A 17,501-nucleotide genomic window follows, 5' to 3' on the forward strand; every position below is an offset into this window, starting at 1 on the left:
TTTGTTTAATAAAGCAATGTGGGATCGGCTCATCGCAAGTCGATACGTTACACTGTTGCATTATTTTCAACCTGCAAACGCCCTGCCCCATGAAATTCTTTCCGATCATTGCTTTGCTATTGGCCTTGGCCGGCTGCGCCAGCGGGCCAAGGCTGGACACCAGCCATCCTTCGGTCAATCAGGACAATCGTGTGCAGTTCGTGGTGGTTCACTACACCTCGGCTTCCCTGGAGCGGTCCCTGGCCCTGCTGACCCATGGCGAGGTCAGTGCTCATTACCTGATCGGTGACGACAAGAACGCGACTATCTACAAATTGGTGGATGAGAGCCGACGCGCCTGGCATGCCGGCGAAAGCGAATGGCAAGGCCGGACCTGGCTCAACTCCAGCTCGATCGGTATCGAAATCGTCAATCCGGGGTACGTCGACACGCCGACCGGTCGCCTCTGGTACCCCTACAGCGAAGCCCAGATCCAGTCCCTGATCGTTCTGCTCAAGGACATCACTCGGCGTAACGCAATCAATCCAAGCAATATCATCGGCCACAGCGACATCGCCCCCTTGCGCAAGCTTGATCCAGGGCCGCTGTTTCCTTGGAAACGTCTGGCGCAGGCCGGCCTGGGAATCTGGCCGGATGAGCAAGCCGTGGCGCGCCAGCAAGCCCTTTTCGCTGCCCAGCTGCCCGGTGCCAGCTGGTTCCAGATGGAATTGGCCCGGCTGGGCTATCCGACGCCCCAGACTGGCGAATGGGATGTGGCCACCCGCCGCGTACTGGCTGCGTTCCAGATGCGTTATCGGCCGGCCCGGTTCGACGGCACGCCGGACGCGCAAAGTGCTGCAATCTTGCAGGTGCTTACCCAGACAAAATAATGACGCTTGTCTGCCGATAACGCCTAAAGTCAATTCAGAAGCTATAACTCATTGGTAACTTTCGGATTACCAAGATGACGGCTACCCGCGAAGCCCTGCAAAGCTGGCTCCATCGCCCTTTTTTTCTGGCGATGGTGGCGGCTGCCCTGAGTACGCTGCTGTTGCTGGCGGCAAGCCTGTTCGTGACTGTACAGCAGGTCAAGCAGCGCGAAAGCGACCAGATGAATGCCCAAGGCGAGCGCTTTCTGCAACGACTGGAACAGCTGTTCGGGCAGTTGCGCGAAAGCCTCGACGATTTGCAGACACAACCGTTGCGCGGATGCGACGATGACATGATCGCGACCTTGCAGCAGGTCAGCTTCAATTACCGCTTCGTCTATGAGGCGGCGTATACCGACAATCGCGGCTCGTGCTCCAATCGTCCGCGGCAAAGCGGATTGCCCGTGGCCCGTGCGCCCGATATCCGGGGGCCGACGTACAGTTACTGGCTCAACACGACGACCGAACCTGATGAAAACCGCGCCGCGTTGATGCTCGGTCGCGGTAACTTCCGGGTTGCCACTTCACGAGGGCATCTGACCGACGTGGTTGACCTTCCTCCCGACAGCAGCCTGCTGGTGGTGCTTGACCATGGCAAACGGGCGATTCCCGTGCTTGGCACCGATCAATACTGGCCACCCCCGGAGCCCTGGCCAGCCAATAGTGACAATGCCCTGCAGGTGACGCCCACGCGGCTGATCTATCGAATGCAAACCGATAACCCTGAATATCAGTTGGTGCTGATTGCCTCCCGCAGTGGTCTGCATTTCCCGGCCAACACCTGGTGGATGCTGCCCATCAGCCTGGCATTGGGCGTTGGGATCGGTTTCCAGGTGCTGCTTCTGGCCCGCCAGCGCCAATCCTTGGATGCCGAGCTTCACGGGGCCATCCGGCGCGGTGAATTGCAGGTGCTGTACCAGCCGATTTTCGACTTGCGCAGTCGGCTCTGTGTCGGTGCCGAAGCGTTGCTGCGTTGGCGAAGGCCCGATGGCACGCTGACCAGCCCGGACCTTTTCATCCCGATGGCGGAGAATACCGGCCAGATTCGGCAGATCACCGATTTTGTATTACAGAGACTGTTCGATCAGCTCGGCCAGCTGTTGAGGGCCAATCCGCAGCTCTACATTTCGGTGAACCTGGCGGCCTGCGACGTCATGGTGCCTCGTATCGGTGAGGTGATCGCTCGCTTGCTGGAGCGGCATCGTGTATCGGCGCGTCAGATTGCCTTCGAGGTGACCGAGCGTGGGTTGATCGATGTGCTCGTGGCCCGGGATAACCTGCAGTCGCTGCGCGATCTGGGCCATCAAGTGTTGATCGATGACTTCGGCACTGGGTACAGCAGCCTCGCGTACCTGCAAACCCTGCCGGTGGATTGCCTGAAAATCGACAAAGCCTTTATCGATGCCCTGGGTCACGACGCAGCCAGCAGTGGCGTAGCACCCCATATCATTCACATGGCCCATGCGTTGCAGTTGAAGGTGATTGCCGAAGGGATTGAACATGAAGCCCAGGCTTCATACCTGAGCAGCGAAGGGGTCACGTTCGGCCAGGGCTGGTTGTTTGCCCATGCCCTGAGCGCGGTGCAGCTCATCGAACTGATCACGCGGGGGCGACGGCGCCTTGGGCGGCGCCTGGACGATGAAGCCTAGGCTTCAGACCGTCAGTGCCATGTAAAACTGGGTACCTTGCCCTGGTCGCGAATAAACCCCCATCCGCCCGCCGTGGAGTTGAACGATCTCCTTGCACAGTGCCAGGCCGAGACCCGCTCCTCCTTTTTTGCGTCCGACCTGGACGAAAGGTTCGAAGATCCGTCCCTGTTGGCCGTAGGCAATGCCTTCACCGTTGTCTTCGACACTGATGATGACGCGCTCGCCGTGGCGTCGGGCTTGCAGGCGGATCTGGCCATCGTCGGCTGTGTGGCGCATGGCATTGTCGATCAGGTTATCCAGTACCCGATCCAGTTGTCCGGCATCGGCGTGCAGGCGTGGCAGCGGGCCCTGGATTTCCACGAGCAATGCGATGCCCTTGGCTTGGGCCTGGTCGGCAAATCGCAATCGGGCCGCTTCCAGCAGGTCTTCGATGGAGCAAGGCGCCAGGGTCAGTTTTTGCAGTCCGTTTTGGTAGCGGGAGAAGTTCAGCAGGTCATTGATCAGTTGCATCAGTCGCTGCATTTCTTCGTTGACGGTGTTGAGCAGGTCAGCTTCGCGGGATTCGTCGGCGAAATGCACGCGCTCCTGCAGCAGACCAAACGCCATGTGCATGCCGGTCACCGGGGTGCGCAGCTCATGGGAGGCCCGTAACACGAATTCGCTGCGTACCCGCTCGAAGGCCCGCTGTTCGGTGACGTCGTGCAGCACCATGACGGCGCCAAGGATGTGCCCCTGGGTATGGCTGACGGGGGTAAGGCTATAAGTCAACAGCCGCGACTCGCCATCCACCTCGATGCTCAGGTCTTCCGGAGCCCGCTCCAGGGATCCGCCCCGCAGGACCAGTTGCAATTCCTCATCCAGTTCCTGGCGCCCCAGGGCTTCGCCCAATCCGAGGCCCAGACGCTCTTCATCCCAGCCCAATTGACGTTGCGCCACCGGGTTGAGGTGTTCCAGCCGGCCCTGGCGATCGATCATCAACAGACCATCGTCGATACTGTCGAGCACCGCTTGCAAACGCTGCTGGCCGGCAAGCAGTTCATCGACGTTCATGGCCTGGTGCTCGCGCAATGCCTGGGCCATGATGCCGAAACGCCGGGTCAGCAGATTCAACTCGGCAGCAGAGGAAACCGGCAATGTCACCTCGAAATTGCCTTGGCCAATGTCATCCGCCGCCGCGGCCAGCGCCTCGATTGGCGCGCCGAAACGCCGGGCCAGGCCATGGGCGGTGATGAAGCCGATGATCAATACCGCCAGCCCCACCAGTCCCAGCAGGCTGGAAATCAGCAGGGCCCGCTCCCGTGCGTGGGTCTGGGCGTCGCCGATGTTGTTCAAAGCGCCCCGATACCCTTCGATGAGGCCGTTGCGCAGCACATTGAATTTCTCGGTAAGGTCCTGGATGCCGGAAAGTGGGGGTGATTGCTGGCGAAATTCGGCGTATGCGTCGAGGAATTTCTGGTAGTCGACTTTTGCCTGGCTGAAGCGCTCCGTCGGGTTGTCCTGATTTTGTTCGTGGGCGATGCCCTCCTCCAGCCATTGAAGGTAATGCCGCTTGGCGTTTTCCAGCGCCGCCAGGTCAGGCTTGTCGTCGAGCATGATCATGAACTGGTCGCCCAGGCTCTGGCGCAGCTTGAGTCCCAAATCCAGCAGCACGAAGTTGTCGCGAACCGATTGTTCCTGGGTATTGGCCATCTGCATCACGCTCACCAGGCCGAGCAACAGCCCCAGCAACGCCACGGTGATCAGGGCCGAGATACTGAGAAACAGCCGGGTGCGCAGCTTCATCGCCAGTTTCATAAGGTACCGTTCACAGGTTGTACTGCTTGCGTTTTCGATACAACGTGGACGCGTCGATACCCAGGGTCTTGGCTGCCTGGTCGAGGGTATCAGCCGTGGCCAGCACCGCGCCGATGTGGGCCTTCTCCAGTTCATCGAGGCTCAGCGGTGCGCCGATGCGTGGTGCATTGTTGACGGGTTGTTCGGCCATGCCCAGGTGGCTGATTTCCACCTTTTCCTGAGCACAGATGATGCTGGCGCGTTCGACCACGTTGCGCAGCTCGCGAATATTGCCGGGCCAGCGATAGCCTAGCAGCGCCTGGCGGGCCTCGTCGCTGAATGCACGGGCCGGGCGGGCATATTCCTTGACGAAGCGAGCCAGGAAGCGGTCGGCCAGGGTCAGGATATCTTCGGCGCGTTCGCGCAGCGGTGGCAGGTGCAGCGTGATGACGTTCAGGCGATACAGCAGGTCTTCGCGAAAGCGTCCATCGCGCACCATGTCTTCGAGGTTGAGGTTGGTGGCCGCGAGAATCCGGACATCGGCCCGACGGGTCACCGGATCACCGACCCGCTCATATTCCTTGTCTTGAATGAAACGGAGCAATTTAGGCTGCAATGTCAGGGGAAAATCGCCAATTTCGTCGAGAAAAAGCGTGCCGCCATCGGCTTGGTTGACCCGTCCCAGCGTGCTCTCGCTGGCCCCGGTAAACGCGCCACGGCTGTGGCCAAACAGTTCGCTTTCCATCAGTTCCGCCGTCAGCGACGGGCAATTGATGGTGACGCAGGATTTTTTCGCTCGTTTGCTCCAGCCATGGATGGCGCGGGCCAGCTCACCCTTACCGGTGCCCGACTCGCCCAGAATCAGGATATTGGCGTCGGTGCTGGCGACCTGGCGGGCGGTTTCAAGAACCACCTTCATCGCCGGGCTATGGGAGTCGAGACCGTCCTTGGGTTTGCGCATTTCGCCTTCCAAGGCTTCCAGCCTCGCCGACAATTGGCGTACTTCCAGCTGCTTGGCGGTTGCGAGGCGCAACTGATCCGGGCTGCATGGCTTGACCAGATAATCGGCGGCCCCGGCCTGGATCGCATCGACCGCTGTATCGACGGCCGAGTGGGCGGTGACGATCACTACTCGCATCCAGGGGGCCTGGATGCGCATCTGGGCCAGCACATCCAGTCCGTTGTCTTCCCCCAGGCGAAGATCAAGGAAGCACAAGTCAAATACCTGGCGTTGCAGCAAGGCTTCGGCCTGGGCGGCACTGCCAGCGGTTGCGACGGTATAGCCTTCGTCTTCCAGGCAATAGCGGAAAGTACGCAGGATGGCGGACTCATCGTCTACCAGCAGAATGCGGCCTTGATGCTCAGTGGCGGATTCCATTTTTCCTACGCTCCTTTAAATCAATGATGTTGGTTAGTGTCAGAAAAATCGGGCAAGTTGCATGGTCGATTCTGAGCGAATACTACCCATTGGAAGTCTCGCTGTGGGAGATGGGATTGTAGCGGGCGGATCCTAATCGTTTTCCTACGCCGCGGTGCGCCTAACGACCGACCCAGCTTATTCCGACCGTCATTCGCGAGTGGCAATTCAAAAAAGAATTCCATGCCCGGCCCTCCGGGAAAACCGGCTCCCCATCCCTTGATTGATCGTGCATAACGCACGACTTTTTTCTGCGGCATCGTGCAGGATGCGCCCCGGTCGCAGTTCAAGGATCTTATAACTATATGATTTTAAAGTATTTTATTGGCTAGGATTTCTGGCATGCGGTCTGCAATGGTCTGGTTAACGTGGCGCTTGAGCGCCCCAACCAGATCACCACCCGGGGTGGGAGGAATTCCAGGATGAATCGTCAACGTGCCGCCCGATTTCCAATCACGTCCCTGCACCTTCAGCAGGGCCTATGGACTGTTGTGGCGCTGCTGGTGACCCTCGCGGTCGGTCAGCAGTTGCTCCTCTGGCATTACAGCCAACAGCCCGAAGCGCCACTGGTGTCGATTCATAGAGCCCCCCAAACCCACTTCAGCCCTATGGGCAGCGTTGCGCAAGCGTCCGCCTCGATGCGCATGATGGACGTCGATCAGGCACAGCCGGTTGCCGACATGTCCCATCAGGAACGCTGGGTGTTTTAAACCTTGATGGGCTCGCGGCTATCGCGCATGGAACCATCACCACCCGTCCCGAACTAAATAGAAAAGCGTAAGGAGAATCACCATGTTGAGCTGGGCTATCACTTTCCTGATCATCGCCATCATCGCTGCCGTTCTGGGCTTTGGTGGTATCGCAGGCACCGCCACGGGCATCGCCAAGATTCTCTTTGTCGTATTCCTGGTGATGTTCATCGCTTCCTTCTTCTTTGGCCGTCGCGGCCGAGGCTGACCATGGGCGCATCATTGAAAGGACTGGTCGCCGCCCTGATGCTGGGCGGTAGCACCCTGGCAATGGCTGCCAATGACGGACAGATGCGGGTCAATCAGCTGCTCGAAGCAGACCCGCAGTACCGCGAAACCTGGCAGCGTGTCGTCAAGAAAGAAGAGCGTCTGCCGGAATGGGTCATGAACCTGTCCGGCGATTCGGAACAGATGAACGCTGTCGAGGAAGACGGTGACAAATATCTGGTCGGACCGCTGTGTGAAACCCAGGCGACATGCCGCAGCAAACGCTTGTTCGTCGCCTTCAGTTTCGATAAGGACGAGGCCTACGCCTTGCTGGTCGAGGTGCCCGCCGGGCTCCCTGCCGACAAGTCTCCGACCCGTCATGCGGACTACCGTTTTCTCGGTAATCCCAACGAAGGTATGCAAGAACTGTTAATGGAACAACTCAAGAAGGATCCCAACTGGTATTGAGTTTCGACAAAGGGAAAAGCAACCCTGCTTTTCCCTCTGCACAGCCCGAAGAGGGCCGCTGCATGACCAGGGGGCCGGGACGTTCTGACCATTGAGGGTCGGAGTGACCTACGGGCACAGGGGGTGCCTGCGAAAGGGCCGGGTCAGGTAAAAGCTGCGACGCAGGTTCGCTAAGTCGATTCGGCTGGGCGAACCTGCGTAGAGCTGCCCACGGCGAATGCTTGGGCCAGAGCGGCTGGTTACATCCCTTTCGATGTCGTCTGTCCGATGCGGCATATTGTCCCGACAAGGCTCCTTTCCATCGATCCCTGACCGTTAATCGGAGAACATTCACCTTATTTCTTTGGTCGACGTTGCGACAATTTGTCTGTGCTTCGTCGGTTTTCCGGGCGCTGAAAAAAGTGCAGGCTACGCTGAAATGGCCGGCTCACGGCGCTTTTGCCAGTCGAAATGGCACATTCGAACCGGTTGGGACGCGTGTTTTGTTTGAAAAATCTCATGCCGATTCGGCATAGGGTAGGCGTTTACGGCATTAGACGATCCCACCTCGCATCGCAATAGTTGCGCCTTTTTTCGCCCGCCAGTAAGCCGCCAGCGCGCGCTCGGGGTGACCTTATACGGGGGTGGATGCGTAGATTCGAATCGCAATGACGATCCCATCTGTGCGTCTGCCCGAGTCCAATCGAAGTAAGGGTAATGATATGAAGAAGGCAAAACTAAGCCTCGCCTGGCAGATCCTCATCGGGCTGGTGCTCGGAATTGCACTCGGCGCGCTGCTCAACCATTTCAGTGCCGAGAAGGCCTGGTGGATCAGCAACGTGCTGCAACCGGCGGGCGATATCTTTATCCGTCTGATCAAGATGATCGTGATCCCGATCGTGATCTCCTCGTTGATCGTCGGCATCGCCGGCGTCGGGGACGCCAAGAAACTCGGGCGTATCGGCTTCAAGACCATTGTTTACTTCGAAATCGTCACCACCATTGCCATCGTCGTTGGCCTGCTCCTGGCCAATTTCTTCCACCCGGGCAGCGGCATCGACATGAGCACCCTGGGTACGGTGGATATTTCCAAGTACCAGGCCACGGCCGCCGAAGTCCAGCATGAGCATGCGTTCATTCAGACCATCCTCAACCTGATCCCGTCGAACATTTTCGCAGCCGCCGCCCGCGGCGAGATGCTGCCGATCATCTTCTTCTCCGTACTGTTTGGTCTCGGTCTTTCCAGCTTGCAGGCAGACCTGCGCGAGCCGCTGGTGAAAATGTTCCAGGGCGTGTCGGAAAGCATGTTCAAGGTCACCCACATGATCATGAACTACGCGCCGATCGGCGTATTCGCACTGATCGCGGTGACCGTCGCCAACTTCGGCTTCGCATCCCTGCTGCCGCTGGCGAAACTGGTGATCCTGGTTTATGTCGCCATTGCCTTCTTCGCCTTCGTGGTGCTGGGCCTGGTCGCGCGTCTGTTCGGCTTCTCGGTGCTCAAGCTCATGCGCATCTTCAAGGATGAACTGGTGTTGGCCTACTCCACTGCCAGTTCCGAAACCGTGCTGCCACGGGTGATCGAGAAGATGGAAGCCTACGGCGCACCGAAAGCCATCTGCAGCTTCGTGGTGCCCACCGGTTACTCGTTCAACCTCGACGGTTCGACCCTGTATCAAAGTATCGCGGCCATTTTCATTGCCCAGTTGTATGGTATCGATCTGTCCATCAGCCAGCAGTTGATGCTGGTGCTGACCTTGATGGTGACCTCCAAGGGCATCGCCGGCGTTCCGGGCGTGTCCTTCGTGGTGTTGCTGGCGACTCTGGGCAGCGTCGGTATTCCGCTGGAAGGGCTGGCCTTCATTGCCGGTGTCGACCGCATCATGGATATGGCCCGCACCGCACTGAACGTCATCGGCAACGCCTTGGCCGTACTGGTGATCGCACGTTGGGAAGGTATGTACGACGATGCCAAGGGCCAGCGCTACTGGAACTCCCTGCCGCACTGGCGCAGCAAGGAGCCGTTGCCGGCGGGAGAGACTTCCAGCCGTTAACACGCCCGACGCCATCGCGAGCAGGCTCGCTCCCACAGTTGGATCTCAGTGATTCCAGAATGCGCATACGGCGCATAACCCTTGTGGGAGCGAGCTGCTCGCGATGGCGTCCTCTGAACAAACCCCGGATAACTCCGGGGTTTGTCGTTTCTGCCAGCCCCGCTATCATTCGCGACATCTTCCGGGGGGATTTAACCAATGCTCAATGGCCTGTGGCTTGGCTTCTTTATCGTGGCGGCCGTGTCGGCGCTGATGCAGTGGCTGGTCGGCGGCAACGCCGGGATCTTCGCGGCGATGGTGGAAAGCATTTTTGCCATGGCCAAGCTGTCGGTAGAGGTCATGGTCCTGTTGTTCGGCACCCTCACCTTATGGCTGGGCTTCCTGCGGATCGCCGAAAAGGCCGGCATCGTCGACTGGCTGGCCAAGGCCCTCGGCCCGCTGTTCTTGCGTTTGATGCCGGAAGTGCCGCCCGGCCACCCGGCCATCGGCCTGATTACCCTCAACTTCGCCGCCAATGGCCTGGGGCTGGACAATGCCGCTACCCCCATTGGCCTGAAAGCGATGCGCGCCCTTCAGGACTTGAACCCGAGCCCGACCGCAGCCAGCAATGCGCAGATTCTGTTCCTGGTGCTCAACGCGTCTTCGCTGACGCTGTTGCCGGTCACGATCTTCATGTATCGCGCCCAGCAAGGCGCGCCTGATCCGACCCTGGTATTCCTGCCAATTCTGCTCGCCACCAGCTGTTCGACCCTGGTGGGGCTGTTGTCGGTGGCGGTCGTGCAACGCCTTCGCCTGTGGGACCCCGTGGTGCTGGCCTACCTGGTTCCTGGCGCGCTGGTATTGGGCGGCTTCATGGCGCTGCTGGCAACGCTCTCGGCCACGGCGTTGGCGAGTTTGTCGTCGATCCTGGGCAACCTGACCTTGTTCGGCCTGATCATTCTGTTCCTGGTGATCGGCGCGCTGCGCAAGGTCAAGGTGTATGAAGCCTTCGTCGAGGGCGCCAAGGAGGGGTTCGACGTGGCGAAGAACCTGTTGCCATACCTGGTGGCCATGCTCTGCGCCGTCGGCGTGTTGCGGGCCTCGGGAGCGCTGGATTTCGGCCTGGACGGCATCCGCCACCTGGTGCAGTGGGCGGGATGGGACACCCGTTTCGTCGACGCGTTACCGACCGCCATGGTCAAGCCGTTCTCCGGCAGCGCCGCCCGGGCGATGCTGATCGAAACCATGAAGACGTCCGGCGTGGATAGCTTTCCGGCCCTGGTGGCCGCCACTATCCAGGGCAGTACCGAAACCACATTTTATGTACTGGCGGTCTACTTCGGTGCCGTGGGGATCCAGCGGGCGAGGCATGCGGTGGGCTGTGCGCTGCTGGCGGAGTTGGCCGGTGTGCTGGGAGCCATTGGGGTGTGTTACTGGTTCTTTGGTTGAGTAGCCACTGAGACCTCTGTGGGAGCGGGCTTGCTCGCGAAGGCGGTGTGTCAATCAACATCGATGTTGACCCTGCAAGTGTCTTCGCGAGCAAGCCCGCTCCCACAGGGGTTGTGATTTGGTTGGTCGGTTTGGACAAGCTTGCCCCTGCTCAGTCCGTCACCTTGAACCGCAACACGCCAAGCATCTGCCCATTGTCGGTCAGCACCCGCACCTGCCATTTGCCCGTGGGGTTGTCCGGGAAGTTCTGCTTGTGGGTCCAGGCGCGATAGCCTTCCTTGCGCCCGCCATGGATATCCAGGGCGATACGGTCCACTTCCTTGCCGTTGAACTGCCAGACGTGCCAGATCCGCTCATCCAGGCCCCGTGGCGCATTGATGGCGGTGTACGCGAACAGACCGTTGCCGCGAATCTGGGCGGCCGTGACTTCCTTGAGGCTGGCGCCCGGCGTACGGTCCTCCAATTGGGTGCTGATCGCCACTTCTGTCATCCACAGCGTGGCCGGCGGCACCCAGGAGCGCAGCAGCCACCCGGCGGCGCCAATTCCCAGGGTGATACAGAGAATCGCCAATGCGTTGCGCACGGTGCGGATGGGGAAGATCGAGGCCAGGCTCGGGAACGACAACAGCATCGCAATGCCCAGCGCCAATTTGAAGCTCTGGTCGGTGGTCAGGTGAAGAATGATGGGCAGCGCCGTGAGCAGGGCGGCGAACAGCGTCAGCGTGTGCAGTGCCAAAAACGCCCAGCGTCGGGGAGCCAGCCATTTGTAGTACAGCGGATCGATGATCGAAACCAGCGCCGCCGCACCGAGCAGGCCGGTGAAAAGGAGTTGGCTGCTGTTCCAGGTGGTGGTGATGAAGAAGAACGGCAGGACGAAAAACAGACTTTCCTGGTGAATCATTTGCGTGGCGTAACGCAACAGCGGCTGGGGTATTTCCCGTTTGAAAACCCGGGCGAACAGACGGGTCAGGCTGTTTTCCAGCATCAGCCAGAGCCAGCTCACCAGCATCACGACCGAGATCCAACTGGCCAGGCTCTGCTGGCGGTCCACCAGCATGAAACTGCCGACACCGGAGATGAAGCCCCCAAGCGCAATGACCCCTGGGTAGCGCTTCATCAGTTCAAGGATGCGCTGGATGTAGTGAGTCAGGGTCTGCATTAGGCGGTTTCACAGTAAGTCGTAGAAATATCCCTGACAGAGTATCGTCCGAACCTCGATGTGACGAGCGTGCTCTTGGGTAGAAGGGATTTCTCTTGGGCAAGCCATGCTCCTACAGCAGAGGGTCAAGCCTTGCGACGCGCCCGCCACACCACCCATCCCAACAGCAACAACCCCAGCAAACCGCCCAACCCCCACACCAGCTCATCGTCGCTGAGCAGCGGCTTTTCGATACGCAAGTAACCCGGATCCTTGAGCAGTTCGCCCAGAGCCTGGTTGGCCTGCTCCAGGCTCACCGCCTGTAAGCGTACGGCGGGATTGGCGAAGTGACCGTCGTCATAGTCGGCCAGGGCACTCCAGTAATAGTCGGCCAGGGCGCTGTTGCCTTGAACCGCCCAGGACTGGTGGGCGATAGCCGCACGTTTGATGCGCATGAACGTGTCGGGATCCAGCCCGTCCTTGAGCAAGGTGGCGCGCAACGCCTCCAGCGCCTGTTCGGCTTCCGGAATATCCTCGCGGGCCAGGTCTGCGTTCAGGCTGAGGAAGCCAACGCCACCGAATACTTCCCGCTCTGCCCAAGGGCCGTAAGACAGGCCGTGGGTCAGGCGTAGCTGGCGGTAGAGTGCCCAGTCCAGGTAATCCTTGAGCAGGTCGAAGGTTTCGTCGTGTTGCTGGTCCAGCACTGGCTCGGGGAACAGCCAGTGCAGCTTGGCGCCATCCCCCACCAGGCCGCGAGTCAGGTTGCGCTTGGTGACGGCGCTGTAGCGGATTTGTGGCAACGGCCTATGGGTGCTGGGTTCGACGGGTTCGAGCGCGCCAAAGGTACGCTCCAGATAGGCCGGCAGCACGCGGTCGAGATCACCGACCACGATCAGTGTCATGTTGTTCGGTGCGTACCAGGTTTTGCGCACCTGCTCGAGCCGGGCAAGGGTATGCTGCTTCACCTCGGCCCGTTCGGCGCAACGCAGGCCCAGCTCCACCGCCAGCTGGTTGCTGGCCTTGTGGCCGAGATCCTGACGGTCGAGCCAGCGTTGCAGGTGGGTGTAATGCCCGCCATCCTCGCGCTCGACCACCCGCTTGGCGGCCTCCAGGGCTTTGTCGTCGATACGGGTGCGGGTCAGCACCGACAGGAGCAAATCCAGTACCTTGCGCTGGTTGCTGGCCGGCGCCTCGATCACGAACGTGGTGTCGGCGTTGCTCGTAAAGGCGTTCCACTCGCCGCCCAACGCCTGCATGCGCTCCTCCAGCGCTCCCTCGTCCTCGCCATCGACACCACTGAACAGCGCATGTTCGAGCAGGTGCGGCAGTTCTTTGTCGGCGCAGTTGAAATCGTCCAGGCCCACGCCAATCACCAGCCGGATCGCGACATGCCCGCGTTCGCTGCCCGGTTTGAGCAGCAATTGCATACCGTTGGGCAGCGCATACCCTTCGACCTGGAACCGATCCAGGGCCGGCACGGGCAGCGAGGCTAACAAGAGGAGGGCGAGTAACAGACCACGCATAAGTTGAGCATCCTGGCGGCTGACAGTCCAACCTTGTTGACTGGACAACGCGCCAGATGTTCAAGGTGAATGGGTGATGTCCGAAACTTCATCTGCCGCCAGGGCACCGATCTCCGAAGTTTCCAACACGACATAGGCACTGCCGCAGAACAGCGAATTGAGGCGCCTCATGTCAGCGATCAACTCCAGGTGCAGGGAACTGGTTTCCAGGCTTTGTACGACCTTTCTATGCAAACGGCTGACGTGGGCGTGGGCCATTCGCCTTTCCTGCGCGCGAAAGCGCCGTTTCTCGCGCAGCAACTGACGGGCGCTTTCCCGGTCGGCGCTGAGGAACACCGACAGGCCCAGCCGCAGGTTGGCAATCAAGTGACTGTGCAGCCCTGCCAGTTCTTCCAGGCCCACGTCGGAAAAGGAGCGACGCTGCGAGGTCTTCTGTTGCTGGACCTTGCGCAGCATGCGTTCGATGAGGTCGCTCGCCAGCTTCAGGTTGATCGCCAGCTCGATGATTTCCGCCCATCGGCGGCTATCCTGCTCGCTCAGGTCTTCGCGGGGCATCTGGGCCATGTACAACTTGATGGCGCTGCACAGGGCTTCGACGTCATCGCTTACGCGCCTTAATTCCTGGGTAACGGCTGTCTGCTGGCCGTGCAACACATCGAGCATGGCTTCGAGCATGTTTTCGATCTGATCGCCCATGCGCAGGGTTTCCCGGGCCGCGTTGGCCAGGGCCAGGCTCGGTGTGGCGAGGGCGGCCGGGTCCAGATGGCGTGGTTTGACCGTGCCGTTGGTGTCCGGGCGCTCTGGTAGCAGCCAGGCGCAGAGCCTCGCCATGGGGGCGACGCTGGGCAGCAGCACCAGGCAACGCACCGAGTTGTAGAGCAGGTGGAAGCCGATAACCGTTTCCTGGGGGCTGAAGTCCAGGCTATCGAGCCAGCCTACCAGCGGATCGAGCACCGGGATGATCAGCAACAAGCCAATCAGCTTGTACAGCAGGCTACCCAATGCCACCTGACGTCCCGCGGCGTTCTGCATGCTGGTGCTGAGGAACGCCAGTACGCCGCTGCCAATGTTGGCGCCGATCACAAGACCAATGGCCACCGGCAGGCTGATCACCGAGGCGCCTGCCAGGGTCGCGGTCAACAACACGGCGGCGAGGCTGGAGTAGGAAATCATCGCAAACAGGGCACCGACCAGCGCGTCGAGGAGGATGTCGCCGGTCAACGAGGCGAAGATCACTTTCACGCCTTGGGCGTGAGTGATGGGCGTGGCGGCTTCGACGATCAATTGCAGCGCCAGGATGATCAGGCCCAGGCCGATGCTGACGCGGCCCATCTGCCCGACACGGGTCTGTTTGCGCGACAGGAAAAAGATCACCCCAAGGAAGATCAGCAGCGGTGACAGCCACGACAGGTCCAGGGTCAGCACCCGTGCCATCAGCGCCGTACCGACATCGGCGCCGAGCATGGTTGCCAGGGCGGGTGTCAACGCCATCAGTCCCTGGCCGACGAAGGAGGTGACGAGCATGGCCGTGGCGTTGCTGCTCTGGACCATGGCCGTGACCATGATTCCCGCAATGAAAGCCAGCCAGCGCCTGGACATGTTCTGTCCGATGACGTGCCGCAGGTTCGTGCCGTAGACCCGCAGGATGCCGGTACGGACGATGTGCGTGCCCCAGATCAGCAGGGCCACGGCGGAGAGCAAATTGAGCAGGGTCAGCATGAGAAGCCCCCTGTTAGCGTCCCAAAGGGACAAATTGACGGTGCCACTTCGTTTTACTTGTACTTAAAGATTTAGTTGGCGAAAGGTCCGGACGCCAGCATTGCACAGCTAAAGAATCGATTGAAACAAATCTGTCATAAAAACCGTCGCAACTTCCCCTTGTGGGAACGGGCTTGCTCGCGAAGGCGGTGGATCAGTTGGCGAAAATGGGCCAGACATACCGCCTTCGCGAGCAAGCCCGCTCCCACACAAGGTTCAGCCTGGCCCTTTCGGCGGGCATGAAAAAAGGGGCTCCAAGAGCCCCTTTTTTCATTGCCCCATACAGTTACTGACCCGGAACATCCTTGCGCAGTTTCACCGGATCCTGTTGCTTGCGCTTGCGTGCAATCGTGGTACGCATCTTGATGTTGATGGCTTCCACCGCCAGGGAGAACGCCATGGCGAAGTAGACGTAGCCTTTTGGCACATGCACATCGAACGATTCGGCGATCAGCACGGTACCGACCACCAGCAGGAACGACAGCGCCAGCATCTTCAGCGACGGGTGCTTGTCGATGAACGTGCTGATAGTGCCCGAGGCCAGCATCATCACCAGCACGGCCACGATGATCGCCGCCACCATCACCGGTACATGGGAGACCATGCCCACGGCGGTGATGACCGAATCCAGGGAGAAGACGATGTCGATGATCGCGATCTGGATGATGGTGTAGAGGAAGTTGCCGCCCTTGCCCGAAGGCTCGTCGCTGCTTTCATCTTCGCCTTCCAGCGCGTGGTACATCTCCTGGGAGCTTTTCCACAGCAGGAACAGGCCACCGAAGAACAGAATCAGGTCGCGACCGGAGATACCCTGGCCGAACACCTCGAACAAATCGGTTGTCAGGCGCATGACCCAGGTGATGGACAACAGCAGCAGGATCCGGGTGATCATGGCCAGCGCCAGACCGAAGATCCGGGTGCGCGCCTGCATGTGCTTGGGCATGCGGCTGACCAGGATCGAGATCATGATGATGTTATCGATGCCCAGGACGATCTCCAGGGCAGTCAGGGTAAAGAAGGCAACCCAGATTTCCGGGTTGGTCAGCCATTCCATGTGAGTTCCTTTGTACGAGTGTTAGGCCGCGCCGCCCGTTTGTACGAAAGCGACGCAGCGGGTATTGCTTTTATAGAGTGCTGAACAGCGGAAAGATCCCCATCAGCAAGGCGGCGAACATTATGCACAGGCAAACCAATACTGCCCACTTCAAGGTGAAGCGCTGGTGATCGCCGAACTCGATCCCGGCCAGGGCCACCAGCAGGTAGGTGGATGGAACCAGCGGGCTCAACAGGTGCACGGGTTGGCCGACGATCGAGGCACGGGCCATTTCAACCGGCGAGATGCCATAGTGACTGGCGGCTTCGGCGAGAACCGGTAACACCCCGTAATAAAATGCATCGTTCGACATGAAGAAAGTGAACGGCATGCTCGCCAGGGCAGTGATGACCGCCAGGTACGGGCCGAGGAAGTCCGGGATCACCGCCAGCAGGCTCTTGGACATGGCATCGACCATGCCGGTACCGGACAGAATGCCGGTGAAGATACCCGCCGCAAAGATCAGCCCGACCACCGCCAGTACACTACCGGCATGCGCCGCAACGCGATCTTTCTGCTGCTGCAGGCAAGGGTAGTTGACGATCATCGCGATACTGAAGGCCACCATGAACAGCACCGGCAGCGGCAGCAGGCCGGCGATCAGGGTGCACATCAGGCCCAGGGTCAGCGCGCCGTTGAACCAGATCAGTTTCGGACGACGGGCGTCGGGGAACTGGGAAACACTGATTTCGCTGTGGTCGATTTCATCGCCCACCAAATGCAATTCGCCCAGGCGTGCACGCTCGCGCTTACCGTACATGTACGCAATCACCAGGATGGCCACGACGCCGAACGCCATCGCAGGAATCATCGGCACGAAGATGTCGGAGGGATCCACATGCAGTGCGCTGGCCGCACGAGCGGTCGGGCCGCCCCAAGGGGTCATGTTCATCACGCCGCCGGCGAGGATGATCAGGCCGGCCATGATCCGTGGGCTCATGCCGATGCGGCTGTAGAGCGGCAGCATGGCGGCCACACAGATCATATAAGTGGTCGCGCCGTCACCATCGAGGGAAACGACGAGCGCCAGAACGGCGGTGCCGACCGAAACTTTCAGCGGGTCGCCCTTAACCAGCTTGAGGATCTTGCGCACGGCCGGGTCGAACAGGCCGGAGTCGATCATCAGGGCGAAATAGAGAATGGCGAACATCAGCATCACGCCAGTGGGCGCGAGCTTGGTGATGCCTTCGAGCATCATCGGGCCGATCTTCGGCGCAAAACCACCGAACAGGGCGAACAGGATCGGAATAATGATCAGGGCGATCAGCGCGGACAGGCGCTTGGTCATGATCAGGAACATGAACGTGATGACCATGGCGAAGCCAAGGAAAGTCAGCATGGGAAATACTCCAGGCGT

The 17,501-nt window shown here is 60.0% G+C and carries 14 protein-coding genes; 7 read left to right on the plus strand and 7 right to left on the minus strand.

All coding sequences use genetic code 11. The annotated features are described in order from the left end of the window. Positions 1 to 89: 89 nt before the first annotated feature. Positions 90 to 869, plus strand: a complete 780-nt coding sequence (locus tag EGM97_RS22430) for an N-acetylmuramoyl-L-alanine amidase (RefSeq protein ID WP_238962806.1) — start codon at positions 90 to 92, stop codon at positions 867 to 869. Positions 870 to 943: 74 nt separating this feature from the next. Then, on the plus strand, positions 944 to 2,557 hold the full coding sequence (locus EGM97_RS22435) for an EAL domain-containing protein (protein ID WP_238962807.1): 1,614 nt from the start codon (positions 944 to 946) through the stop codon (positions 2,555 to 2,557). 3 nt (positions 2,558 to 2,560) lie between these two features. Here EGM97_RS22435 and EGM97_RS22440 read toward each other — a convergent pair whose 3' ends face one another. Both EGM97_RS22440 and algB read right to left on the minus strand, forming a co-directional pair. Further along, entirely contained in the window at positions 2,561 to 4,351 is a 1,791-nt protein-coding gene (locus EGM97_RS22440; RefSeq protein ID WP_238962808.1) for a KinB sensor domain-containing domain, read from the minus strand. A gap of 10 nt (positions 4,352 to 4,361) precedes the next feature. Next, a complete protein-coding gene (algB, locus tag EGM97_RS22445; protein WP_238962809.1) occupies positions 4,362 to 5,708 on the minus strand; it encodes a sigma-54-dependent response regulator transcription factor AlgB in 1,347 nt (448 codons plus the stop codon). A gap of 461 nt (positions 5,709 to 6,169) precedes the next feature. Between algB and EGM97_RS22450 the strand changes: the two genes are divergently transcribed. The 5 genes from EGM97_RS22450 (at position 6,170) to EGM97_RS22470 (ending at position 10,632) form a co-directional block, all read left to right on the plus strand. Further along, positions 6,170 to 6,457: a hypothetical protein gene (locus EGM97_RS22450; RefSeq protein ID WP_238962810.1), complete on the plus strand. Its 288-nt coding sequence runs from the start codon at positions 6,170 to 6,172 to the stop codon at positions 6,455 to 6,457. A gap of 82 nt (positions 6,458 to 6,539) precedes the next feature. Next, a complete protein-coding gene (locus EGM97_RS22455) occupies positions 6,540 to 6,704 on the plus strand; it encodes a DUF1328 domain-containing protein (RefSeq protein WP_003177151.1) in 165 nt (54 codons plus the stop codon). Between the two features lie 2 nt (positions 6,705 to 6,706). Continuing rightward, positions 6,707 to 7,171: an inhibitor of vertebrate lysozyme family protein gene (locus EGM97_RS22460; RefSeq protein ID WP_238962811.1), complete on the plus strand. Its 465-nt coding sequence runs from the start codon at positions 6,707 to 6,709 to the stop codon at positions 7,169 to 7,171. A gap of 701 nt (positions 7,172 to 7,872) precedes the next feature. Next, positions 7,873 to 9,204: a glutamate/aspartate:proton symporter GltP gene (gltP, locus tag EGM97_RS22465; protein WP_238962812.1), complete on the plus strand. Its 1,332-nt coding sequence runs from the start codon at positions 7,873 to 7,875 to the stop codon at positions 9,202 to 9,204. A 198-nt stretch (positions 9,205 to 9,402) separates the two neighbouring features. Then, entirely contained in the window at positions 9,403 to 10,632 is a 1,230-nt protein-coding gene (locus tag EGM97_RS22470; RefSeq protein ID WP_053149365.1) for a nucleoside recognition domain-containing protein, read from the plus strand. Positions 10,633 to 10,783: 151 nt separating this feature from the next. Here the strand turns inward: EGM97_RS22470 and EGM97_RS22475 are convergent, their stop codons facing one another. The 5 genes from EGM97_RS22475 to EGM97_RS22495 form a co-directional block, all read right to left on the minus strand. Next, positions 10,784 to 11,791, minus strand: a complete 1,008-nt coding sequence (locus tag EGM97_RS22475; protein ID WP_238962813.1) for a DUF5924 family protein — start codon at positions 11,789 to 11,791, stop codon at positions 10,784 to 10,786. Positions 11,792 to 11,916: 125 nt separating this feature from the next. After that, positions 11,917 to 13,293: a M16 family metallopeptidase gene (locus tag EGM97_RS22480; protein WP_238962814.1), complete on the minus strand. Its 1,377-nt coding sequence runs from the start codon at positions 13,291 to 13,293 to the stop codon at positions 11,917 to 11,919. A 60-nt stretch (positions 13,294 to 13,353) separates the two neighbouring features. Beyond that, complete coding sequence (locus EGM97_RS22485) at positions 13,354 to 15,012, minus strand: Na/Pi cotransporter family protein (protein ID WP_238962815.1); 1,659 nt, start codon at positions 15,010 to 15,012, stop codon at positions 13,354 to 13,356. A 325-nt stretch (positions 15,013 to 15,337) separates the two neighbouring features. Next, on the minus strand, positions 15,338 to 16,105 hold the full coding sequence (locus tag EGM97_RS22490; RefSeq protein WP_238962816.1) for a TerC family protein: 768 nt from the start codon (positions 16,103 to 16,105) through the stop codon (positions 15,338 to 15,340). Positions 16,106 to 16,175: 70 nt separating this feature from the next. Further along, complete coding sequence (locus EGM97_RS22495) at positions 16,176 to 17,483, minus strand: CitMHS family transporter (protein WP_238962817.1); 1,308 nt, start codon at positions 17,481 to 17,483, stop codon at positions 16,176 to 16,178. Between the last annotated feature and the right edge of the window lie 18 nt (positions 17,484 to 17,501).

The sequence above is a fragment of the Pseudomonas sp. AF32 genome (genome assembly GCF_022342325.2).
Taxonomy (GTDB): Bacteria; Pseudomonadota; Gammaproteobacteria; order Pseudomonadales; family Pseudomonadaceae; genus Aquipseudomonas; species Aquipseudomonas uvaldensis.